Origin of the sequence: Streptomyces sp. NPDC049879 (assembly GCF_044461265.1) — a bacterium.
GTDB lineage: Bacteria > Actinomycetota > Actinomycetes > Streptomycetales > Streptomycetaceae > Streptomyces.
The window spans coordinates 634,475-657,482 of sequence record NZ_JBITKT010000002.1 but is presented as its reverse complement, the minus strand read 5'-3'; the positions used below and the strand labels follow the sequence as shown (position 1 = coordinate 657,482).

The window sequence follows — 23,008 nt, the reverse complement described above, 5'->3', positions numbered from 1 at the left end:
GTACCGCTGGGCCTGTCCCTCGTACACACGGACACCCCGACACCACCCACAACAAACCCAACACCCGCGAACAGCCCACGCATCGTCCAGCCCTACGCGCCAACACCTATAGGCGAAAACCTGGTCATGGCACTACGCCCCGACAACGGCGCACGCTACGTCATCGCGTCACCAGCAACATTCCCCTCCCGCATGACAGCAGCCGAATACCTCCCCCGCACACCCCTGCCCCCAACATCACTGACACTGCAGCTCTACCGCACAGACGCAGGTATCACAGCAGTAGCCGGAACATGGAGCGCCCCAACCCCTCCATCCCACATCACAGTGACAGCAGCCGGCCACACCTACACGGCAACACTGCTGCGCCTCCCGAACACCGAGACATGGGGCACGTTCTACGCGACAGCCATCTCATTCCCGACAACAACCCCCATCACAGCAACGGCATACACGAGCGACAACACTCAACTCACCACCGCGACAACCGCCGCAGAATGACCCCACTCATCACTGTCCCGCACGCTCCCAGCAGGCCCGGAGCACCGGCTCGACGCAGTAGAGGCCGGAAGAGGCAGCGGAGAGTACCTGCAAGGCGCGCAAAGCCCTGACCGTCTCGACAGCGCCGCCGAAGGGCTCGCGCGCGACTTCCTCTACGGCCGCCTGGAGATCCTCCGTGCTGAGTCCTTCATCGCCCATGTACCCGACGACAGCGGCAAACGGCGCCCGCAGCGGCATCCCCGGCGCGAGTCCAGCGGAGGCGACGAAGTCGGCGGCGCCTTCCTGCGTCCCCAGTTCGTCCGAGATGCTCCTGAGTGCCGCGGAGGCGGCGGTGCCCCCGGCGAGCAGGACGGCGAGCCGGTCCACCAGCAGCGGCCATCCACCCGTGACGCGTTGGAGCTGTTCGAGAGCCGCGTCGCCGGAGAACACACCGTCTTGGTCAAGCGCCCAGGCACGCAGGCCGCTGGGGGTGAACCGGCGCAGGGGCACCGCGTGTACGTCCGCCTCGTCGCCGTCGGCGAGTACGGTGGCCCACAGCTCGGCCTGCCCGGGTCCCGCGACGACGACGGCGGTCCGGGTCACCCCGGCACCGGTCGGGACACGGGTCAGCGCGCTGTCGAGCGTCTGCAGGCACGACTCCGCCACCGGAGTCTTGACGGTGAGGTCGGAGACGACGACCCGGCTGGTGCCCGGCTCGCCGCCCACCAGTTCGGCCAGGAAGTCCGAACGCTTCGCGACTCGGGGCATGATCCAGCCGGTCATGCCCGCGATCTCCTGAAGTCCGGCGACGACACGGTCGATCCCGGTGGCCCGCGTACCGATGACGACGCGTGCGGCATTGCCCCGCCCCGGCAGGACATCGGCGATCTGCGCGGCGGTGAGGGGACAGTGGGAGTGGGTGACGGCGGACCGGTGGCGGATCTCCATCGCTGTGAGCCGTTCGGTCACCTCCCGGCTGGCCACGTTCTGCAGTTGTGCCTCTACGTCCTCCAGCGCGCCGATCATGCTCAGCGCGTTGGCGCTGCGCAGGTGCCAGCCGCGGCGCATGTCGGGGGCCAGTACGCCGAGGCCCTCCATCTCGGTGAGGTAGGCGCGGAACTGGTCGGGGTCGAGATCCTGGAAGCCCTCGGCCCACCAGTAGATGCACTCGTCGCGCAGCTGGGCCTGGCTGAGGTGCGCGTCGATGCCGTGGTGGTGGGCGTGGTGGGCGACGACGTTGCCGATCACGTTGTACCGGGAGTCGAGGCGCAGGGTGTCGTGGAACGCGGAGGTGATGCTCCGCCTGAGTTCGTTGTCGGACTGCACCAGCTCCACGTCCGCCCGTCCGATATCCCACGGCGGGCCCGACAGTCCCTCCCGCCGCCTCGCGTGCATGGCGCGCACCAGCCGGTGGGCGAACATCTGGAGGAGGAACGGCTGGTACGAGCAGTGCCCCAGGATGCGGTGCACCAGCGCGGGCTCGGTGAAACGGTAACCGAGCAGGGACAGGGGCTTGATCAGCAGGTCGGCGGCATCCTGCGGCCTGAGCGGCCCGATCGGCCTGGGGTGCTGCGACAGGTGGCTGAACGGGTTGTTGACGGCGATGGTCGCGTACCGCTGGACGGAGTGCAGGCCCGCGAAGACCACCTTCACGCCGTCGTCGGTCGCGGAGGTGAGGTCACGCAGCAGGCGGGTCTGCGTGAACCGCGGCGAGTCGGCCTCGAAGAAGCCGTCGGCCTCGTCGAGCATGATCAGCAGCCGGCGCCCGTGGTCGTCCTTCAGCCACGCGTTGATACCGCTCAGCACGCGGTCGTACGAGATGGCGGCGTCCGCGCCCAGCCGGCGGGGGACCGTCAGGACGCCGAGTTCGGCGAGACGGCGTCCGATCGTGGTCCACACGGTCTCGGAGGGCGCGTTCGTCCCGGTGAAGGCGGAGTCGAGGCTGAGGACCAGGCTCACATGACCTGTCCTCGCCTCGGCGGTGAACTTGCGCCCCGCCTCCTTCAGCAGCGCCGACTTGCCCAGGCCGCGGCCGCCGAAGACCACCTGGTTGCCGGTCGGGTTGACGACCGAGGCCAGCTCGTCCGAGCGGCCGAAGAACATCTCCTCGGGGACGCGTCCGCGCTTCTCGCTCACATACGGGTTGACGGCGGAGAAGGGCAGCAGCACCCGCATCGCCGGATCGAGCAACTGGTTGCCGTGTGCGGCGAGATAGGCGAGCGCCGCATCGTCGAGGACAACGAGGGGCCGTCCCCCGACGCACTGGACCGCGAGTGCCGCACGGTGCGCGGACGGCATGGTCCCGAAGTAGGCGACCAGCAGGGCGTTGTGCCCCGGGTCCTGGCGGACGCGGGCGATCAGCGCCTCGGCCGTCGGCTGGCCCCACACCAGCATGACGTCGAGACCGCCGCGCAGATCGGAACCGAACAGCGGGACGAGCGCGTCACCGGTGTGGCGCACCTCGGAGATGTGCACGAAACGGTGATTGGCGCTCCGGCTCTTGTGCTGCTCACGGTGCGGCTTGAGGCGGCTGTGGTAGCCGATGAGCCGCAGCGCGGTGCCGCGCAGCAGGTCACGCGTGTGTTCGTGGGAACGCAAGGCCGGACCAATCGCGGTGTAGGCGGCGGCTGCGCGACCGGTTCGTCCCTGGTCGGGCGGGGGAAGGCCGAGCGTGCGATGGAGAGGGCTACGTGCTCCCAAGTCGTCCCCTCCCAGCGGGCCGCGGTGCATCAACCGCGCCGCCATGGACGATCGGGAGAACGTGCAGTCTCCCCAGACCCTCGCCCCGGGCAGCGCCTCCAGTGCCTCACGCACTGTCTCCATCAGAACGGTCAGTGCTAACCGCAAAGAGGAAAGCCCGCTCCCCGTGGCAGCAGGAACGGCAACGGTGCAGGCACGAGAGGACTCATCAGGACGTCTCGTCCCGGTCCGAGGAGGAGCTCGACGTAGAAGGCTCTGTCGTCCATCTCAGCCTGCCCGATGTACCGGGACTCGACCAGCACGTGCCCAGACGCCTCGATTGCGCCACGCCTGCTCAGGCGGCTCAACCGCTCCGAGGACGCGGACAGCGCACGTCCGAAAGCGTCATTGTCGAACACCAGCCGCTCACCCAGACAGGGCTCCGGATCAGGCGCGAGGAGTCCCGGACCACGCGCGGCGGCGGGAGCGCCGGAGAGTCAGCCGGGCATGTCTCCGTCCGTGCCGAGAAGCGGGTGGGCGCCCTCCTCGTAGACGACCTCCGCAGGCACGAGGTCCCTGCTCGTCCGCACCATGATCACAGCGCAGGTCAGCAGCGCGTCCCACCCGGTTGCCGTTGGCGACGAGCGCGAAGTCGAGCGGGCCTTCAACATACCCTCCCGTGGCGGTGTCGAAGTCGAAGTAGACGGCCTTGATCGCGACGGCCGTGTGCGCCGGAGCGGTCCTGGTGGTGACCAGGGCGCCGAGGAAGCGGCGGAGTCGCACGGCCTCCCGCGGCGGGCAGGCGCCCGGTCCGCCGGTCATGGCTGGGGTAAGCACGGGCTCGTCCTGATACGGGCGCCACACGCCTCCGTCCCGCCCCACTACCGGCGAACCTGCCATACCCACCCCACTCTTTCTCTTTACCGCATGACACGGACGACCATGCGTACCACACGGCCGCGATCGTCCCTGCTTCCACAGGAGCCACCCATTTTGGCCATCACCAGCCCAGAAAGAGAAAAGATCAAGATGTCCGAAGTTATTCGATCACCACAGAAACTTCAACGCCTCCTACCGCTCACCAGCGCCACCCGTGCCTCACTCAGCACGATATCGTCCGAGCGCCTGCCGACCGCTTATGAGCGCTCGATGAGGCTGCGGGCCTCTCACGGACCAACCTAGCCAGCCGACCTCAGGCGAGGCCGGATGATACGCAGGACCGTTCTGTCAAATGTCGTGGTGATGGCAATGTCGAACAAGCTCCAGATGCCCTACATCGGGCCTCTTCGCGTGACGCTAAGCGCCCAGCGGTAGAGATCGGGAACGCGGAACGACCGAGCGTCGTCGTCGGTCTCGTTCGGTGTGATGAGGCCAGCTTCCCTGGCCAGGGCAATCAAGTCTTCAGGGGTCTCGTCGAGTGCGTCGCGTAGCACCTCTTCGCCGATGGGTGTGCGGCCGTAATCCTTGAGAGCATCAGCCACGGACCGGAGTTCCTGGAACTCCTCGTCCAGTAGGGCTGATAGGGCTGGCTCGCTTACGCGCTCCAGGCTGAGGGCAAGGCTGCGAGGACGCAAGACCGAGCGGTCGTAGGCACTACGCTTCTCCTCCTCCCGCTCCCACTCCAGTGCAGCAGCGAACAGCTGCAGCAACGACCGGGGGGAATGGTCGCCATTACCGTCGGCGAGGCGGTTCCAGACCCAGTTAGATGTAAAGGCGGTGCGTTCGCCACGCATGCGCTCGCCGACAAGCGAACTCCATGCCATATCGACCTGCGCAGGCGTCCAAGAAGCGACGTCAGTCCCTACCAAAGACTTGTCGGCAGTGCCGAGGATATCTCGAAAGGCAGCTGCATGGACAGCACGCTTGAGCACGACTTTGAAGTATTCACGTTGATCCTCCCATTGGAGCCTGCGGGAGAGACCGTAAAAGTGACTTTTATTTTCGAATCGCAAACCACTCCAAATGTCTTGACGCACAAAGATTTTGAGGCTAAAATTTTTGAGCTTGGAGGCGAGCTCAGCCTGTTTTGCGAGGAGACCGGCGATGGCATGCGAGCGGCGCCTGCGTTGCATAGGCGTATTACCGAATGCGGTGTCGAGCCCGTCGAAGAGCAACAGGAGCTGAGAACTTTCTTCAGCATCAACCTTACGCAGCCAGTCGACGCATCGCAGGGCACCCATCGGGTCCCGCAAGACTTCGAGGATCGCTTGAGTAGCAGCAAAATCTCCAGGTTCGAGATTCCGCATCGCGGGATGCGGCGCTCCAGCGTCGTCGGTCACGCCTTCGGTCCGATGCACTGCCAGAGCAATCAGAATTTGCCAAAAAGTTCCCCAGTCTTGGCCACTTGTGACGATATATTGATCGATTGCATCATAGTTATCTGGACCAAAAGACCAGTCCGGGCGCTCTCGAAAACTAGGAGTCGTTACGGCGACGGGAGTCCATCCCGGCAAGCCGCCTGCGGCTAGCCATCGGAAAAGTGCCGTTTTACCCGTGCCCTTGCGCCCCAAGATTAGAGGGGTATTGGGGTCCGCCGTTTCGCTCACCTGGCGAGTAACTACGTAGTCCTGGAGGAACTGCTCGCTGTCCAACTCCTCGGCCGTACCGGTAGAGAAGGACAGTTGAGCCAGAGCAGTGGCCTTACTCTCCGAAGTCTGGCTCTGCAAGCTACGCTGCAGGGCGGGCTCTGGGACGATTTGCAGGATCCAGTCGGCGATGCGGGCATAGGGGGCGAGGCGAATACTGTCTGACGTGACCGTATCCGAGAAGGAGACTTCGGCACTATAGGGAACAACGTGAGTGATCTCTTCTGCAGACAGCACAGGAGCGCCACGGCGGGCTTCATTAAAGGGCTGCAGCCACTTGTCGATCCACGACTTAGCCCGATCCGCAAGCCGGGGGGCGCTTTGGCCAGGGGGCATCGGAGACACCACGAATCGGGGCTCGGGTGTCAAAGGGACCAGCGCCTGGCGACGAGTGATTGAGCTCAGCAGTGCGCCGCTCAACAGTTCGGTGCCATTCCTGGCCTGGCTATGGGGATGAAAGCAGACCACGGCCATGTCGGAGACGTCGAACAGAAGAGGGGCCGCTACGGGGCTAACACCGGTGCGCGAATCGATGAGTACCACGTCCGGGCGGAGCGTGGAGTCCCGAGCGTCGTCGATGAGCCGGTGCAACGCGTTGACGCGTTCGCGGTACCAGATCTCTGGCTCTAGGGATCGGAGCCGGGCGGCATAAGTGCTGTCGATCCGGCCAGCAGGCATACAGAACAAGCGGCCGTTATCGTCGATCGGGACAACGTGGTCCAAGATTGAAGGCGTCTCGCCGAACTCATAGGCGAGGAGAACGGTAACCACGCCAATATCGGACAAACTTTCCTCAGAGATACCGAAAAGGGTATCGAGACCAGGGGCTTCCAGGTCCATATCGACACAAAGGACCCGCAGGCCGTGTTCGGAGGCCAGGCGGCGAGCTACGGCCGCCAGAGCGGTGCTGCGCCCTACCCCGCCCTTGAGGCTATAAAAGGTAACAACCGGGGCGGAGTTGAGGTCCTGGTCGAGGTCGCTGGCAAACGTGATCTGTGCCGAGGGGACTTCCTTATCCTCGACGCGGTCAAGCGCGGTGGACCAGACGGGCGGAGAAGCAGCTGTCATTGTAAGATCGCCATACCAGGGTGCCTCGGACTCCGTAAGCAACTCCCAGGTGTGGACTTGGCTGGCGATCCGAGGGGGCAGGTGCTCCTGGAATCGGGCGTGGCGTTCCGCTTCGGGAAGCGAGTCGAAGTGTTCCGAGATGACACGCACGACAAAGCCTCCGGCATCTGGAATGACCCTGACGTCGGAGCCGGGAAGTGCGGCGTGAATGGTTTCTACGACGGCCCGGGGAACACTGTCTTTAAACGGGGTGTTCAACCTTTCGTTCACCGATGCCTCCTTCTACGGCTCTCGACTCGGGAACGTGTCTGTCTTACGCGCGTCGCGACCCAGCCTGCCAGGTGCTGACCTCCCTGTAGCAGGTCTTCGGCGTCGACACCAACAGGAAGAGCGACTTTGTACCGCAGTTCCGTGTCCCAGTGATCAATGAACAGCGAGGCGTGGCCGTAGGGCTTGGTGAGCCCCGCACTCTGCCATAGGCCGCGAAGGTTATGGCCCTCTCGGCCACTGCGGGGGAAGGGGATGCCGTTCAGGTGCAGCAAGTGCTTGAGCCGGCACTCCACGACATAGCCAGCCAGATAGACCGCACCGAGAGTCTTCTTCGACTCTGCCAGTGTCTGAACCTCGGCGGCCCGGAGGTTCGCTACTTCGTTGAAGCTACTCATCCGACTCCTCTCCGCTGAGTGATGCTACCCGTACCCTGGAAGGATCGTGATGTGAACGAGGCTGACTTTCCCGCTCGCAGGGTGCGTGAGTGTGAGGGAGACTTCACTCTGCAGTGCATCCTGGAGGTCGCCCAAGTCTCTAGGTGCGTACGAGGCCGAGCGTTGGTGGGATCCCGAGCTTCCATTGGTTGCAGTGTCCTGAAATTACGTCAGGGGCCTCATCCACTGAGTGGATCAGGCCCCTGACCAGTTGTTCCAGCTGTCGGGGTGGCGGGATTTGAACCCACGACCTCTTCGTCCCGAACGAAGCGCGCTGCCAAGCTGCGCCACACCCCGTCTTGCGGGGACCACTCTAGCCGAACCGGCCGTGTGGGGGAAATCAGGTATCGCGGGGGGTCAGCGTCAGGAGGGTTGCCTCGGGGGGGCAGGCGAAGCGGACGGGGGTGTAGCGGTTTGTGCCGCAGCCCGCGGAGACGTGGAGGTAGGCGCGGTGGCCCTCGGATTCGTGTGTCGAGAGGCCCTTCACGCGGGCCGGGTCGAGGTCGCAGTTGGTGACGAGGGCTCCGTAGAAGGGTATGCAGAGCTGGCCGCCGTGGGTGTGGCCGGCGAGGATCAGGGGGTAGCCGTCGGCGGCGAAGGCGTCGAGGACGCGCAGGTACGGGGCGTGGACGACGGCGAGGGAGACGTCGGCCTCCGGGTCGGGGCCGCCGGCGACCTCGTCGTAGCGGTCGCGCTTGATGTGGGGGTCGTCCAGGCCGGTGAGGGCGATGTCGAGGCCGGCGGCGGTGAGGCGGCCGCGGGTGTTGGTCAGGTTGAGCCAGCCGGCGGCGTCGAAGGCGTCGCGCAGTTCCCACCAGGGGTTGCGGGGGACGTTGCGCGCGGGGCTGTTGCCGTTGAGGCCGTGGCGGCCGGAGGCGCGCTCGGCGAGGTAGCGGGCGGGGTTGCGCAGGGCCGGGGCGTAGTAGTCGTTGGAGCCGAAGACGTACGCGCCGGGGAACTCCATCAGCGGGCCGAGGGCGTCGAGCGCCTCGGGGACGCCGGCGGGGTCGGAGAGGTTGTCGCCGGTGTTGATCACGAGGTCGGGGCGCAGCCCCGCGAGCGCGCGCAGCCAGCGCTGCTTCTTGCGCTGGCCCGAGACCATGTGGATGTCCGAGACCTGCAGGAGACGCAGCGGCCTGGCGCCGGGCGGCAGGACGGGGACGCTGATCCGGCGGAGACGGAAGGAGCGGACCTCGAAGCCCGCCGCGTAGCCGACCGCGGCGGCGCCGAGACCGGCGACGGTGAGGCCTGCGGTGAGGGGGATGCGGTATCGCGCGCGCATGGGGACATCGTGTCACGGCTGTCACAATGGTGGGCATGACCTCCCTCAAGTCCCGTCTCCAGAACGACCTGACCGCCGCGATCAAGCAGCGGGACGAGCTGCGTTCCGCCACCCTCAGGATGACGCTGACCGCGATCACGAACGAGGAGGTCGCCGGGAAGCAGGCGCGGCAGCTCTCGGACGACGAGGTGCAGAAGGTCATCGCGCGCGAGGCGAAGAAGCGGCGCGAGGCGGCGGAGGCGTTCGCGCTGGGGGACCGGCAGGCGCAGGCGGAACGGGAGCGGGCCGAGGGCGAGGTGCTGGCCGGTTACCTGCCGGCGCAGCTCGGCGACGAGGAGCTGGACGGGCTCGTCGCGGACGCCGTGGCGGAGGCGCGTGCCGGTGGCGCCGAGGGGCCGCGGGCGATGGGCGCGGTGATGAAGATCGTGAACCCGAAGGTCGCCGGGCGGGCCGAGGGCGGCCGGGTCGCCGCGGCCGTCAAGCGGGCCCTGGCCGGCTGAGGGCGGGCGGGAGAACGGCGGAAGGCCCTCCCGGCGCGTCGTGCGCCGGGAGGGCCTTCCTCATGCCGGGCCGCGGTCAGTCGCGGTTGGGCGGGAACTCGATGTCGGGCAGGTCGCCGAAGTCGAAGCCGCCGCCGTTGTCGTCACGGCCACCGCCGCCGCCACCGGGGCGGTTGTCGTTGTTGCCGCCGTTGCCGCCGCCGGGGCGGTTGTCGCGGTCGCGGTCCCGGTCGTCGTCATCGTCGCCGTCGGTGTCGCCGCGCGGGACGTTGACGTCGGTGAACGTGCCAGGCGTCGTCCCTTCGAGCGTGCCTTGCATGGCCTGCCGCCAGATCGGGCCGGCGACCCCGGCGCCGCTGGCGCGCTCGAAGAACGTGCCGCCGATGGTGACGTTCTCCATCGGGAACAGCCCGGCGTCGCCGCCGACGCGGACGGCGGTGGACAGTTCGGGGGTGTAGCCGACGAACCACACGTTCTTGCGCTCTTCGGACGTACCGGTCTTGCCCGCGTTGTCGCGGTCCTGGAGGCCGACCCTGGCACCGGTGCCGTCCTCCACCACACCCGCCAGCATCTGGGTCACGGTGTCGGCGGTGTGCGCGGACATGACCTGGTTGCACTCGCTCTGGGGGACGGGCATCTCCTCGCCGTCCGCGTCGACCACCGAGGTGATGACGACCGGGGTGCAGTACGTGCCGTGGTTGGCGAAGGTCGCGTAGGCGTTGGCCATGGCGAGGGGGGGAGTTTCCTGAGTGCCGAGGGTGAAGGAGGGGACGACCTCCAGCGGCTCGCCGTCGCCCCGCTCGATGCCCATCTCACGGGCGAGCGTGACCGTCTCGCACAGGCCGGCGTCACGTTCGAGCTGGACGAAGTACGTGTTGATGGACTCGCCGAGGGCACTCATCATGTCCCAGGTGCCGAACTCGTCCTCCCGCTCGTTGCCGACCTCCCAGGGGTCCGTCCTAGAGTTGCCGAGGCGGTTGTTGTCGCAGTCGGTGAAGTCCGCCATGTCCACCTCGATCTCCGCCTCGGTCTCGTAGGTCAGCGACGGGCTGATGCCGGATTCCAGAGCGGCGGCGGCTGTGATCGGCTTGAGGGTCGAGCCGGGCTGGAAGCCGAAGTCCCCGCCGCCCATGGCATGGGAGACGTTGAGGTTGATCTGGGTCTCGTTCTGCTCGGCGTCGATGCCGTACGGGCGGCTCTGCGCCATCGAGACGACGCGACCGGTGCCCGGCTCGACCTGGACGACGGAGGCGACGGCCTCGTCGTCGGGGTCAGCGCCGTCGGCGGCGGCCTGGGCGGCGGAGGCCTGGGCCTGCGGGTCGAGGGTCGTCGTGATCGTCATGCCGCCGAGCAGCCAGCGGGCCTCGCGGTCCTGCTGGGTCTCGCCGAAGACCGGGTCGCTGAGGAAGACCTGGCGGACGTAGTCGCAGAAGAACCCGGCGTCGTTCACGGCCGTGATGCAGCCGACGCGGGGTTCGCTGACGTTGAGTCCCAGGTCGGACGCCTGCGCCTCCTCGGCCTCGGCCTGGGTGATGTCGCCGGACTCCACCATCTTGTCGAGGACGGTGTTGCGCCGCGCGATGGCCGCGTCGGGGTTGCCGATCGGGTCGTACGCGGTCGGGGACTGGACGAGGCCGGCGAGCATCGCGGACTCGCGCAGGTCGAGGTCGGCCGCGTGCTTGGAGAAGTAGAGCTGGGAGGCGGCCTCGATGCCGTACGCCTGGCGGCCGAAGTACGTGATGTTGAGGTAGTTCTCCAGGATCTGGTCCTTGGACAGTTCCTGTTCCAGCTGTATCGCGTACTTCATCTCGCGGATCTTGCGGCCGAGGCCCTCGGGTCCGCTCTGCGACATCGCCTCGGCGACGGCCTCCTCGTTCTCGCCCGCGGCCTCGACGAACACGTTCTTCACGTACTGCTGGGTGAGCGTGGAGGCGCCCTGCTCGACGCTGCCCGACTCGACGTTGCGGGTGAGGGCGCGGACGATGCCCTGCAGGTCGACGGCGCCGTGCTCGTAGAACCGCGCGTCCTCGATGGCGACGATGGCCTGCCGCACCGTCTCGGCCATCTCGTCCGTCTCGACGACCGTGCGGTTGCGGCTGAAGACGTCGGCGATCTTGTTGCCGTCGGCGTCCAGAATCGTCGTCTTCTGGCTGAGCGGTGGCCGCTCCATCATCTCCGGGATGTCGTCGAAGCCCTCCATGGTGCCGGCGGCGGCGAGTCCGATGACTCCCGCGGCCGGCAGCGCGAGACCTGCGAGTACCGCGCCGGACACGACGCTGACCCCGAGAAACTTGGCGATGTGCTGCGTCGCGCTCAGCCCGCCACCCGGACGCTTCCTACCCATGACGGCAAGCCTACGTTCTCAAACCCCGGACAGGGGTCCATCTGTTCGCCTAGGCTGCTCACGGTTCAGACAAAATGACGGCCGTCAAGTTGAAGATCACCCGTTGGGGTGAGTTTGTGACGACGCCGCACGCCCCGGCTGCCACCCCGCTGACCGGCCCCTCTCTCGTTCACCCTTACGAGTGATTCCGTATGCCGCATAGTCCGAATGGGCCATGGGAGATTAGGCCCCTTGGGGGTGTTGTGCTCTGGCTCCCGCCCGTAACGTCCTCAACCGGCGAGGCGAATATGCCAATCGCCGCCGTGGGGGAGCCTGGTTTCGGGGAAGGACGGCACCGGCACATGAGCTGGCTTACGGACTGGACCGCGCAGGCGGCCTGTCGCACGACCGATCCGGACGATCTGTTCGTACAGGGAGCGGCGCAGAATCACGCGAAGGCGGTCTGCACCGGTTGTCCGGTGAGGACCGAGTGCCTGGCCGACGCGCTCGACAACCGCGTGGAGTTCGGCGTCTGGGGTGGGATGACGGAGCGGGAGCGGCGCGCGCTGCTGCGCAGGCGCCCGACCGTCACGTCGTGGCGGAGGCTGCTGGAGACGGCGCGGTCGGAGTACGAGCGGGGCGTGCGGCCGGTCGGCGGCGGGGCGGAGCCCGGCTTCGACGGCCCCGGCCTGGAGGCGTACGCGAACGCCGGATAGCCGTCGGCCGCACGGGCCTCAGCCGGCGAGCAGCTCACCGATCGCGCGCAGGCCGGTCAGATCGTGCACGTCGCCCGGCAGGGCGGCCACCTCCGCCACGGGCACCTCGGGGTGCACGGCGGTGAAGCGGGCCCGTACGCGCTGCTCGCGCGCCAACTGCCCGCTGCGCTCGGCGTGGACGCGCAGCAGGCCGGCGGCGAGCGCGTCCGCCGGGTCGGCGGGGTCCGGGGTGGGGGTCGGGCGGTCGTCCTCGGAGTGAGCATCCCCGGTGCGATGATCGTCCATGCCGGATGGCGCCACGTTCTCCGCAAGATTTTTTGCACCGAGCGCCTCGGCCGCCGCCAGCGCACGCTCGGCGCTCAGTCCGGGGACGGCCGCGCCGTGCACGCGGTTGAGGACGAGACCGGCCAGCGGCATGCGGTCGGCGGCCAGCCGCTCCACGAAGTACGCCGCCTCCCGCAGCGCGTCGCGCTCGGGCGCGGCCACGACGAGGAACGCCGTGCCGGGCGCCTGCAGCAGCCGGTACGTCGCGTCCGCGCGCGCCCGGAAGCCGCCGAACATGGTGTCCATCGCCGCGACGAACGTCTGCACGTCCCGCAGCAGCCCGGCCCCCAGCACCTTGCCGAGCGTCCCGGTGACCATGCCGAGCCCGGCCGCGCCCAGGCTCATCACCTTCCGCCCCGCCCGGCCCCCCGCCTTGGCCGGCGCCATCAGCACGCGGATGAAGCGGCCGTCGAGGAACGAGCCCATCCGCTGCGGCGCGTCGAGGAAGTCGAGGGCGGAACGGCTCGGCGGCGTGTCCACGACGATGAGGTCCCAGCTGCCGCGCGCGGCGAGCTGCCCCAGCTTCTCCATCGCCATGTACTCCTGCGTCCCGGCGAACCCGGCGGACAGCGACTGGTAGAAGGGGTTCGCGAGGATCGCGGCGGCGCGGTCCCGGTCGGTGTGCGCCTCGACGATCTCGTCGAACGTCCGCTTCATGTCCAGCATCATGGCGAACAGCTCGCCGCCCGCCTCCGACGCCGTACCCGGAACGGGACGCGGCACGTTGTCCAGCTCCGTGAGGCCCATCGCCTGCGCGAGGCGGCGCGCCGGGTCGATGGTGAGGACGACGACGCGGCGCCCACGTTCCGCCGCGCGCAGGGCGAGCGCGGCGGCGGTCGTCGTCTTCCCGACGCCGCCCGAGCCGCAGCAGACGACGATCCGGGTCGCGGGGTCGTCGAGCAGCGGGTCGACGGCGAGGGCGGGTACGGGGGCGTCGTCCACGGTCACCACTCCTGGTCGCGCAGCAGGCGGGCGAGCCGGTAGAGGCCCGCGATGTCGATGCCGTCCGCGAGCAGCGGCAGTTCGTGGACGGGGAGGCCGAGGGCGGCCAGTTCGGCGCGGCGGTCGGCCTCCAGGGCGAGCCGGTGGGCGTACGCGCGGCCCTGGTCGAGCAGGGGGGCGGCCGTACGCGCGGGGTCGGGCAGTCCCGCGCGTGCGAGGGCGGCGGTGAGGGCGGCGAGGCGGGCGGGCTCGTCGCCGTCCGCCGGGCCGGGCACCCCCGCCACCACGGGCGGCCGGACCATGTTGACGACCGTCGCGCCCACCGGCAGCCCCGCCGACCGCAGCTCGGCGATGCCGTCCGCGGTCTCCTGGACCGGCATCTCCTCCAGCAGCGTGACGAGGTGCACGGCGGTCTCGGGCGAGCGCAGCACGCGCATGACGGCCTGCGCCTGGTGGTGGATCGGCCCGACCCGGGCCAGCCCCGCGACCTCGCTGTTGACCCCGAGGAAGCGGGTGATGCGGCCGGTGGGCGGCGCGTCCATGACGACGGCGTCGTACGTGAACCGGCCGTCGGGCCCGCGGCGCCTGACCGCCTCGCACGCCTTGCCCGTCAGCAGGACGTCGCGCAGCCCCGGCGCGATGGTGGTGGCGAAGTCGACGGCGCCGAGCCGCCGCAGCGCCCGGCCCGCGCCGCCGAGCCGGTAGAATATCTGGAGGTAGTCGAGCAGGGCCCGTTCCGCGTCGATGGCCAGGGCGTGGACCTCGCCGCCGCCGGGGCCGATGGCGATGCGGCGTTCCTCGTACGGGAGGGCCTGGGTCTCGAAGAGCTGGGCGATGCCCTGCCGCCCCTCGACCTCGACGAGCAGCGTGCGGCGGCCCTTGTCGGCGAGGGCGAGCGCCAGGGCGGCGGCGACGGTGGTCTTGCCGGTGCCGCCCTTGCCGCTGATCACATGGAGCCTGCGCACCACGCCGTCCCTCCGACACGTCGCGTCCGGTCCCGCGGACGCCGTGGCCCGGGGCTCACAGCGGCGAGCCTACGGGGCGCCGCCGGAGCGCGGGCGGGGGGACCCGGCTCGGCGGAGGCGAGGGCCGGTCAGGGCCTAGAGTGAGGCCCATGACCAAGTGGGAATACGTGACCGTTCCGCTGCTGGTGCACACGACCAAGCAGATCCTGGACAACTGGGGCGAGGACGGCTGGGAGTTGGTGCAGGTCATCCCGGGCCCGAACCCGGAGCAGCTGGTGGCGTACTTCAAGCGCCCCAAGGGCGGGCAGGCATGAGCGTCGTCGAGGACCGGCTCGCGGCCATCGGGCTCGCGGTCCCGCCCGTCGCGCCGCCCGCGGGGGTGTACGTGCCGGCCGTGCTGAGCGGCTCGTACGTGTACACGTCCGGGCAGGTGCCGCTGGTGGACGGGGCGCTGCCGTACGCCGGGAAGGTCGGCGCCGGCGTCACGGCCGAGCAGGCGTACGAGATGGCGCGGCTGTGCGCGCTGAACGCGCTGGCGGCCGTCAAGTCGGTCGTGGGCGATCTCGACCGGGTCGTGCGGGTGGTGAAGGTGCTGGGCTTCGTCGCGTCGGCGCCGGACTTCACGGCGCAGCCGCAGGTGGTGAACGGCGCGAGCGAGCTGCTCGGCGAGGTCTTCGGCGAGGCGGGGCGGCACGCGCGCAGCGCGGTCGGCGTGGCGGCGCTGCCGCTGGACGCGCCGGTGGAGGTCGAGATCCTGGTGGAGGTCAGGACGGACACCGCCGCCGAGGGGCCCGCGGCCTCCTGACGCCGCGGTCCTGACACCGCCCGAACGCGCGCCCCGAAGTCGCGCCGGACCCCGGTGCCGGGCCCAAGCTCCGTGCCACAATGGCGCGTTGGCCCGGTGGGGCCGGTGCGGCCCCGGGTGTGCGGAGGGTGGCGTGAGCAGAGGCGATCCGCGGTGAGCGCGCCGTTCGCGTACGAGCGGCACCTCACCGACCGGCCCGAGCGGGCGGACGCGCTGGTGGACCTGTCCGACGTGGTGCGCGACGCCCGCCTCGGGCCCCCGGGGGCGCGGTCCCTCGACCGGCTGCGGCTCGTCGTCCAGGCGCTCGGCGACCGGCTGCGGGACCGGTGGGTGACGGTGCACGCCATCGCCGGGCAGGGGTTGCGGGCGGCCCGCACCGAGTACCCCGACCGGCTGGACATCGACCGGCTCGAACGGCTCGCCAAGTCCGGGCTCGTCACCGAACTCCCGGACGCGGACGGCCCGCTGCTCGACATCGCCGGGATGACGGGCCTGCCCGTCATCGGCCGCGGCACCTACGCCGCCCACCGCGCCGGCCACCCCTGGCTCCAGGGCAACACCACGCAGTTCCTCGCCCCCCGCCCCGCCCCCGGCCGCACCGCGCACCTGGTGGAACGCGACATGGGCGTCGTCCCGGGCCACGCGCGCCCGGCCGGACCGCCGCGTACGCCGCTCCCGGACATCGTGGCCCGGCACTGGCGCTGTCCCGAGCGGACGTGCTCCCTCTACGACCGCAGGCGCGGCGAGGCCGTCCTGCTGCCGCGTCTCCACGACGGGGCGCCGGTGTGCGAGTGGCACCACGTCCCGCTGGCCGACGACGGGCCGCGCGTCCCGGTCGCCCAGCTCAAGCTGCTCCACGGCCACGGGACGGTCCACCGCTTCCACCTCGATGCGGGCACACGCGCCGTTCTCGGCCGGGCGGCGGACGACGCCGGGGGAACGGGCCGCGTGCTCGCCGTCGACGGGCTGCTGCCCCCGGCGGAGACGGCGCGGATCGCCGACCGCCACCTGGAGATCCGGGTGGCGCCTGACGCGGTGCGGCTGCTCGATCTGAGCGGCGGACGTACGCGGTTGTGGCGCCCGGGTCCTGGCGGTGGCGGCTGGACGCGGCTGAGCGGGGAGCGTTCCACCGTCCTGCGGGTGACCGATGTCGTCGAGCCGGTGCCCGGCGTCACGCTCGCGCGCGGCGGGCGACGGCTGCCCGCCGAGATCGCCGAGGAGTGGCGGCGGGCCGCCGCGCGGGCCGACCACCATGACGGTGAGTGAGGGAAAAGCCACGCATTGTTTCACGTGAAACGCTGCGTAGCGTCCACCCGCGACCCGACGCCGCCCCCGCCCATCGGGTAGAACAGACGGATGACTGACGCCACGTCCGACGACTCCCGGCAGCAGCCCGATTGGGAGAAGCGGTTCCGCGCGCCGCGCGTGAGCCTCCCGCGCTGGGCCGAGGACGCCCCCGACCGTTCCCTCTTCGTCTCGAACGCCACCGGCACGTTCGAGCTGTACGCCTGGGACCGCGCCACCGGCGAGCGGCGCCAGGCCACCGACCGCCCCAACGGCACGGTGCACGGCGCGCTCAGCCCGGACGGCGCCTGGATCTGGTGGTTCAAGGACAGCGACGGCGACGAGTTCGGCAGCTGGGTGCGCCAGCCGTTCCACGGCGGCCCGGACGAGCCGGCCACGCCCGGCCTGGAGCCCGCCTACTCCGCCGGGCTCGCGCTCGGCAGGGACGGCACGGTCGTCGTGGGCCGGATGACCGAGGAGGAGGGCACCACCGTGCACCTCCTGCCCGCCGACGGCGGCGCCCCCGTGGAGATCTACCGGCACCGCCAGTCCGGCGGCGTGGGCGACCTCAGCCACGACGGGACACTCCTCGCCATCGAGCACACCGAGCACGGCGACGCGATGCACTCGGCGATCCGCGTCGTGCGCCCGGACGGCACCCCGGTCGCCGAGCTGGACGACACGGCGGGCGGCACGAAGGAACTCGGCCTGTCCGTCCTCGGCTTCGCGCCGCTGGACGGCGACCCCCGGCTGCTCGTCGGACACCAGCGGCGCGGCCGGTGGGAGCCGATGATCTGGAACCCGCTGACCGGCGAGGAGACCGAGCTGCACCTCGGCCTGCCGGGCGACGTCGACGCCGAGTGGTACCCGGACGGCAGCGGCCTGCTCGTCTCGCACAGCCACCACGCGCGCGACGAGCTGTGGCGCCACGACGGTGCCACCGGCCGCCCCGAGCGGATCGAGACCCCGCCCGGCACGATCCTGGGCGCCTCGCCGCGCCCCGACGGCGCCGTCGAGTACCTGTGGTCGTCGGCCGCCGAGCCGCCCGTCGTACGGTCCACGACCGGCCGCACGGTGCTGGAGCCCCCGGGGCCGCGCGCGCCGCGTTCGGTGCCGGTGACGGACGCCTGGGTGGAGGGGCCAGGCGGGACGGTGCACGCGCTCGTGCAGCGCCCGGCGGAGGGCGAGGGCCCGTTCCCCACCGTCTTCGACATCCACGGCGGCCCGACCGCGCACGACAGCGACGAGTTCGCCGCCGGGCCCGCCGCCTGGGTGGACCACGGCTTCGCCGTCGTCCGCGTCAACTACCGCGGCTCGACCGGCTACGGCCGCGCCTGGACCGACGCGCTCAAGCACCGCGTCGGCCTGATCGAGCTGGAGGACGTCGCGGCGGTCCGCGACTGGGCGGTGGCCGAGGGGCTGGCGGACCCGGAGCGGCTCGTCCTCACCGGCGGCTCGTGGGGCGGCTACCTGACGCTCCTCGGCGTCGGCGCGCAGCCGGACGCCTGGGCGGTGGGCGTGGCGGCCGTGCCGGTGGCGGACTACGTCGCCGCGTACGACGACGAGATGGAGGCGCTGAAGGCGCTGGACCGCACGCTCTTCGGCGGCACCCCCGAGGAGGTGCCGGACCGGTGGACCGCGTCGTCACCGCTGACGTACGTGGACGACGTCCGCGCGCCCGTCTACATCTCGGCCGGGCTGAACGACCCGCGCTGCCCGATCCGGCAGATCGAGAACTACGTGGGCCGCCTCAAGGCCAGGGGCGCGGCGCACGAGGTGTACCGCTACGACGCCGGGCACGGCTCGCTCGTCGTGGAGGAGCGGATCAAGCAGGTGGCGCAGGAGATCCGCTTCGCGCTGGCACATCTTCCCGGGGCCGGGGCATAGGAGGGGCCGGCTGCGGCGGCGCGATGCCCAGCTCGGCGTCCCGCCGCTGCTCCACCTCGCGCCGCACCAGGCGGAACCACATGAAGACCGTGAAGGCCGCGAAGACGAACCACTCGGCGGTGTAGCCCAGGTTCTGGAACGCGTCCATGTCGAGGCCGGTGCCGGACGGCGCCGTCACGGGCACCGCCCGCATCGGCTCCTCGGCGTCCCGCACGGTCAGCCAGCCGTCGGTGACGGGGTACGGCAGCACGTTGATCAGCGACGCCGCGCCGATCACCCCGAGCTGCCCCGACGGCAGTCCGTCGGTGGGCCCCTCGACCTCGCTGGGCGACTCGGGGGCCTGCACGGCGCCGGTGACGGTCACCTCGCCCGCGGGCGGCTCCGGTACGCGCCCGGCGTCGGCGGTGCCGGGCAGCCAGCCGCGTACGACGGGCAGCGCGGGCGAGCCGTCCGACGGACGCAGCATCGCCAGCGCGTAGAAGCCGGTCTCCCCCTCCAGGCGGCGGCCGGGGACGAGGAGCTGCCGCCCGGCGTCGAACGTGCCGGTGACCTCCGCCTGTTCGCCGACCGTCTCGGTGGTCAGCGGCAGCAGCTGGTCCAGCGGGCGCGGCGCGCCGGTCGCCTCGGCCTGCTCCTGCGCCTGCCGGTGGTTGTCCACCTGGTGCTCGAACCGTCCCAGCTGCCACATGCCCGCGATCAGGCAGACCGGGATCGCCAGGACGGCGAAGACGTTGATCGCCCACCAGCGCGGCGTGAGGAGGAACCGGTACACAGCCCCCACCGTACTGGGGCGGGCCGGGCTCAGACCGCCGGGGCCTCCAGAACGCCCGTGCGGTAGATCGTCCCGGAACAGGTGCCCTCCAGGCGGATCTGCGCCGCCTCGGGCCCGCCGGCCGCCGGGGTGTAGCGCAGGAGCACCCCTTCGGACGACTCGCCGCCCGTGCCGCCCGGTGTGGGGTCGGTGCCGCCGGAGCCGCCGTCGACCGGGGGCTGGGTGCCGCCGGTCTCGCCCGTGCCGCCGCCGGTGACCGGGGGTTCGCCGGTGCCGCCGGTGGTCGGCGGGGTCGGCTCGGTGGTGCCGGTCTCGCCGGTGCCGCCGCCGGTGGCCGGTTCGCCCGTGCCGCCGCCGGTGGTCGGGGGTTCGCCGGTGCCGCCGTCGGTGCCGTCCGGGTCGGTCCCGGCCGGTTCGCCGCTGGGCGTGGAGCCGGGTTCGGAGCCGCCCCCGAGGTCGGTGCTGAGCCCGCCGCCGTCGGCCGGTTCGGCCGCGACCTCGCAGGAACGGGCCGCGCCGGTCCTCGGCACCCACGCGAACCGCACCTCGTACGCCTCGCCGGGCGGCAGCACCAGCTCCTCCAGCGTCTCGTCCGGCGCGGGCAGGCCGGGCGCGCGGTCGCCCTCGGTGCGGTCGAGGACCTGGACCTGCGCGGTGGTGAAGCTGCCGCCGAGCGGCAGGGCGGACAGTTCGCCGTTGCCGGTGACGCGGCAGGCGTCCGCCGAGACGTTGACCATGCGGATGGAGCCGTAGACGCGGCCCTGGCCGTCGGGGGTGCCCGTGACGGTCGTGACCTGGCCGAGCTGGCCGCGGTCGCACGTCGGCGAGGCGATGCCGAGGTCCCAGTCGTCGTCGCCGTCCGCCTCCTGGCCGCCGCCGTCGTCCTCGGGGGAGTCGCCGTCGGAGCCGTCCGGGCGGGGTTCGGCGGAGGGCCAGGAGCGGCCGTCGGGCGGGTAGGGGCCAGGGCCGCCGGGGTCGCCGCCCCGCTCGTGCGTGCCCTCGACGACCGCGCCCCGGTCGGTGCCGAGCGCGGCGCCCTGGCGGCCCGGCCCCCCGGAGCCGCCGGTGGCGGACAGGACGAGCGGCGTGCCGATGCCGAGGAGCGCGACGGACGCCGCGGCGCCGAACAGCAGTTGCCTGCGGCGGCGCCGTCGCGTCGTCACGGCCTGCCGGAGGTGGTCGAGCGTGGCGGCGGCCGGTTCGCGCGCGATGCCGTCGACGGCGTGCCGCAGCAGGCGGCGCAGGCTCTCCTCACCGGCCTCCGCACCGGCGTCGTCCGGCGGCGGCTCGGGGCCGTCGGGGAACCCCGCCACCGGGTCCGTCCGCCGCGGCTCGCGCGGCGGACGACCGGAGTCGCGGTCGGTCATCTGGCGTCCTCCATGGCGACGCGCAGCGCCGCGATGCCCCGGGAGCCGTACGCCTTGACCGAACCGGCGGAGATGCCCAGGGTCTTGGCGACCTCGGCCTCGGTCATGTCGGCGAAGTAGCGCAGCACGAGGACCTCGCGCTGGCGGCGCTGGAGGCCGCGCATGGCCTTGATGAGGTCGGCGCGTTCCAGCTTCTCGTAGGCACCCTCCTCGGCGCTCGCCATGTCCGGCAGCGGCTTCGAGAGGAGTTTGAGGCCGAGTATGCGGCGGCGCAGGGTGGAACGGGACAGGTTCACGACGGTCTGGCGCAGGTAGGCGAGCGTCTTCTCCGGGTCGCGGACGCGGCTGCGCGCGGAGTGGACGCGGATGAACGCCTCCTGCACGACGTCCTCGCACGACGCCGTGTCGTCCAGCAGCAGCGCGGCGAGACCGAGCAGCGAGCGGTAGTGCGCCCGGTAGGTCTCGGTGAGGAAGTCGATGGTGGTGCCTTCAGCCATCGTGCCGTCCGCGGCCTCGCCCACGGCGTGGCGGCCCGCCGCGGGCCGCGCGGCGGGGGCTGCGGCCGGGGCCGGTGGACCGGTCGGCGACGGCACGGAGGCGGGCAGCGGGGCGATCACCGGCATGCCCCGAAGGCGCGGCGCTGCTGTACGCGGTAGGCGTCGCGGGGGCGTTGTCGTGATGTCGAGTACCTCTGCCACGCCTGTTGGACACGCTCTCCCCCGCAAAGGTTGTACGGCGCGGGCGGGATGACGGTCGGGGGGTCCAGCGTCCTCACTTCCACCACCTGCCCGTATGTCCTGTCCGATGGGCGTCCTGATGGCCCGGGAGGGCTCCTGAAGACGCTCCCCGCACCGCGGTTGGTTCCAGGCGGTGCGGGGAGAGGAAATCGTCCCCCGGGCCGTCGGCCCTGAGCAAGGCATCCGGCCCTACGACTTGGTCACGGGAACTTCACATCCGGTAGGGGGCACTCGGCTCCCGGGGCGGCGCGGCGCGGTGTCAGCGGCCGGTGCCGCCGTAGACGACGGCCTCGTCCGAGTCGCTGTCGAGGCCGAACGCGGTGTGGACGGCGCGGACGGCGGAGCTGACGTCGTCGGAGCGCGTGACGACCGAGATGCGGATCTCGGAGGTCGAGATCAGCTCGATGTTCACGCCCGCGTTGGACAGCGCCTCGAAGAACGTCGCGGTGACGCCGGGGTTGGTCTTCATCCCCGCGCCGACCAGCGAGATCTTGGCGATCTGGTCGTCGTAGCGCAGCGCGTCGAAGCCGATCAGCGGGCGGCGCTTCTCCAGCGCGTCGATCGCCTTGCGGCCCTCGTCCTTGGGCAGGGTGAACGAGATGTCCGTCAGGCCGGTCGCGGCGGCGGAGACGTTCTGGACGACCATGTCGATGTTGACCTCGGCGTCCGCGATGGTGCGGAAGATGGTCGCCGCGACACCCGGCTTGTCGGAGACCCCGACGACGGTGATCTTCGCCTCGGAGGTGTCGTGGGCGACGCCCGAGATGATTGCCTGCTCCACCGGCTGACCTCCGAGCGGTTGGTTGCTGACCCAGGTCCCCTGCAGGCCGGAGAACGACGACCTGACGTGGATCGGGATGGTGTAACGACGCGCGTACTCGACGCACCGGTGCAGCAGCACCTTGGAGCCTGAGCTGGCCAGCTCCAGCATGTCCTCGAACGAGATCCACTCGATCTTCCGCGCCTTCGGGACGACGCGCGGGTCGGCCGTGAACACGCCGTCCACGTCCGTGTAGATCTCGCAGACCTCCGCGCCCAGCGCCGCGGCGAGCGCGACGGCCGTGGTGTCCGAGCCGCCGCGGCCGAGGGTCGTGATGTCCTTGCCGTTCTGCGACACGCCCTGGAAGCCCGCGACGATGGCGATGTTGCCCTTGTCGACGGAGCTGCGGATGCGGCCCGGCGTCACGTCGATGATGCGGGCCTTGTTGTGGACGGAGTCGGTGATGACGCCCGCCTGGCTCCCGGTGAACGACTGCGCCTCGTGCCCCAGCGCGCCGATCGCCATCGCCAGCAGCGCCATGGAGATCCGCTCACCCGCGGTGAGCAGCATGTCCAGCTCGCGCCCCGACGCGACCGGGGACACCTGCCCCGCCAGGTCGATCAGCTCGTCCGTCGTGTCGCCCATCGCCGAGACGACGACGACGACCTGGTTGCCGTTCTTCTTGGCCTCGACGACCCGCTTGGCGACCCGCTTGATGCCCTCGGCGTCGGCTACGGAGGAGCCGCCGTACTTCTGCACGACAAGGCCCACGTGTGTCGCTCCTCGCTCTCTCGGTGCCCTCACTCCCCGTGACCACGGGGCGGGCAC

Annotated in this window: 17 protein-coding genes and 1 tRNA gene; 6 read left to right on the top strand and 12 right to left on the bottom strand. The window is 70.7% G+C overall.

The features are described 5' to 3' along the window. Positions 1 to 510: 510 nt before the first annotated feature. The 5 genes from ACIBPC_RS10060 to ACIBPC_RS10040 all read right to left on the bottom strand — a co-directional run bounded on the left by ACIBPC_RS10060 (position 511) and on the right by ACIBPC_RS10040 (position 8,798). Complete coding sequence (locus tag ACIBPC_RS10060; protein ID WP_398842562.1) at positions 511 to 3,078, bottom strand: hypothetical protein; 2,568 nt, start codon at positions 3,076 to 3,078, stop codon at positions 511 to 513. Positions 3,079 to 4,430: 1,352 nt separating this feature from the next. Then, positions 4,431 to 7,082, bottom strand: coding sequence for a KGGVGR-motif variant AAA ATPase (locus ACIBPC_RS10055; protein ID WP_398842560.1), 2,652 nt, complete (start codon positions 7,080 to 7,082; stop codon positions 4,431 to 4,433). After that, a complete protein-coding gene (locus ACIBPC_RS10050; RefSeq protein ID WP_398842557.1) occupies positions 7,079 to 7,477 on the bottom strand; it encodes a hypothetical protein in 399 nt (132 codons plus the stop codon). The genes ACIBPC_RS10055 and ACIBPC_RS10050 overlap by 4 nt, the downstream gene beginning before the upstream one ends. A 262-nt stretch (positions 7,478 to 7,739) precedes the next feature. After that, positions 7,740 to 7,813 (bottom strand) — tRNA-Pro (locus ACIBPC_RS10045). 43 nt (positions 7,814 to 7,856) lie between these two features. After that, positions 7,857 to 8,798 (bottom strand): metallophosphoesterase, encoded by a 942-nt coding sequence (locus ACIBPC_RS10040; RefSeq protein ID WP_362965054.1) that lies wholly within the window; start codon positions 8,796 to 8,798, stop codon positions 7,857 to 7,859. A 35-nt stretch (positions 8,799 to 8,833) separates the two neighbouring features. Here ACIBPC_RS10040 and ACIBPC_RS10035 point away from each other — a divergent pair, with 35 nt between their 5' ends. Beyond that, positions 8,834 to 9,298: a GatB/YqeY domain-containing protein gene (locus tag ACIBPC_RS10035; RefSeq protein WP_398842555.1), complete on the top strand. Its 465-nt coding sequence runs from the start codon at positions 8,834 to 8,836 to the stop codon at positions 9,296 to 9,298. Between the two features lie 76 nt (positions 9,299 to 9,374). Here the strand turns inward: ACIBPC_RS10035 and ACIBPC_RS10030 are convergent, their stop codons facing one another. Continuing rightward, positions 9,375 to 11,642 (bottom strand): transglycosylase domain-containing protein, encoded by a 2,268-nt coding sequence (locus ACIBPC_RS10030; RefSeq protein WP_398842552.1) that lies wholly within the window; start codon positions 11,640 to 11,642, stop codon positions 9,375 to 9,377. 341 nt (positions 11,643 to 11,983) lie between these two features. Between ACIBPC_RS10030 and ACIBPC_RS10025 the strand changes: the two genes are divergently transcribed. Continuing rightward, the gene (locus ACIBPC_RS10025; RefSeq protein ID WP_362965060.1) at positions 11,984 to 12,337 is read left to right on the top strand and encodes a WhiB family transcriptional regulator; all 354 of its coding nucleotides are present in this window, start codon (positions 11,984 to 11,986) and stop codon (positions 12,335 to 12,337) included. Between the two features lie 18 nt (positions 12,338 to 12,355). On the opposite strand, the gene ACIBPC_RS10020 is transcribed toward ACIBPC_RS10025, so the two are convergent. Continuing rightward, positions 12,356 to 13,609, bottom strand: coding sequence for an ArsA family ATPase (locus tag ACIBPC_RS10020; RefSeq protein ID WP_398842548.1), 1,254 nt, complete (start codon positions 13,607 to 13,609; stop codon positions 12,356 to 12,358). Further along, positions 13,606 to 14,568, bottom strand: a complete 963-nt coding sequence (locus tag ACIBPC_RS10015) for an ArsA family ATPase (RefSeq protein ID WP_398843035.1) — start codon at positions 14,566 to 14,568, stop codon at positions 13,606 to 13,608. The genes ACIBPC_RS10020 and ACIBPC_RS10015 overlap by 4 nt, the downstream gene beginning before the upstream one ends. A 149-nt stretch (positions 14,569 to 14,717) precedes the next feature. Here ACIBPC_RS10015 and ACIBPC_RS10010 point away from each other — a divergent pair, with 149 nt between their 5' ends. The 4 genes from ACIBPC_RS10010 (at position 14,718) to ACIBPC_RS09995 (ending at position 18,544) form a co-directional block, all read left to right on the top strand. Continuing rightward, positions 14,718 to 14,882 carry a DUF4177 domain-containing protein gene (locus ACIBPC_RS10010; protein ID WP_129841541.1) on the top strand — a complete coding sequence of 55 codons (165 nt, stop codon included), beginning with the start codon at positions 14,718 to 14,720 and terminating at the stop codon, positions 14,880 to 14,882. Further along, a complete protein-coding gene (locus ACIBPC_RS10005) occupies positions 14,879 to 15,373 on the top strand; it encodes a RidA family protein (RefSeq protein WP_362965065.1) in 495 nt (164 codons plus the stop codon). Before ACIBPC_RS10010 ends, ACIBPC_RS10005 begins: the two co-directional genes overlap by 4 nt. Before the next feature lie 153 nt (positions 15,374 to 15,526). After that, complete coding sequence (locus ACIBPC_RS10000) at positions 15,527 to 16,639, top strand: FHA domain-containing protein (protein WP_398842545.1); 1,113 nt, start codon at positions 15,527 to 15,529, stop codon at positions 16,637 to 16,639. Positions 16,640 to 16,729: 90 nt separating this feature from the next. Continuing rightward, the gene (locus tag ACIBPC_RS09995) at positions 16,730 to 18,544 is read left to right on the top strand and encodes a S9 family peptidase (RefSeq protein WP_398842543.1); all 1,815 of its coding nucleotides are present in this window, start codon (positions 16,730 to 16,732) and stop codon (positions 18,542 to 18,544) included. On the opposite strand, the gene ACIBPC_RS09990 is transcribed toward ACIBPC_RS09995, so the two are convergent. The 4 genes from ACIBPC_RS09990 to ACIBPC_RS09975 form a co-directional block, all read right to left on the bottom strand. Further along, complete coding sequence (locus ACIBPC_RS09990; protein ID WP_398842540.1) at positions 18,483 to 19,316, bottom strand: SURF1 family protein; 834 nt, start codon at positions 19,314 to 19,316, stop codon at positions 18,483 to 18,485. The genes ACIBPC_RS09995 and ACIBPC_RS09990 overlap by 62 nt on opposite strands. Positions 19,317 to 19,345: 29 nt before the next feature. Further along, positions 19,346 to 20,683 carry a hypothetical protein gene (locus ACIBPC_RS09985; protein ID WP_398842538.1) on the bottom strand — a complete coding sequence of 446 codons (1,338 nt, stop codon included), beginning with the start codon at positions 20,681 to 20,683 and terminating at the stop codon, positions 19,346 to 19,348. Beyond that, entirely contained in the window at positions 20,680 to 21,381 is a 702-nt protein-coding gene (locus tag ACIBPC_RS09980; protein ID WP_398842535.1) for a SigE family RNA polymerase sigma factor, read from the bottom strand. Before ACIBPC_RS09980 ends, ACIBPC_RS09985 begins: the two co-directional genes overlap by 4 nt. A 298-nt stretch (positions 21,382 to 21,679) precedes the next feature. Continuing rightward, on the bottom strand, positions 21,680 to 22,951 hold the full coding sequence (locus ACIBPC_RS09975) for an aspartate kinase (RefSeq protein ID WP_362965077.1): 1,272 nt from the start codon (positions 22,949 to 22,951) through the stop codon (positions 21,680 to 21,682). Between the last annotated feature and the right edge of the window lie 57 nt (positions 22,952 to 23,008).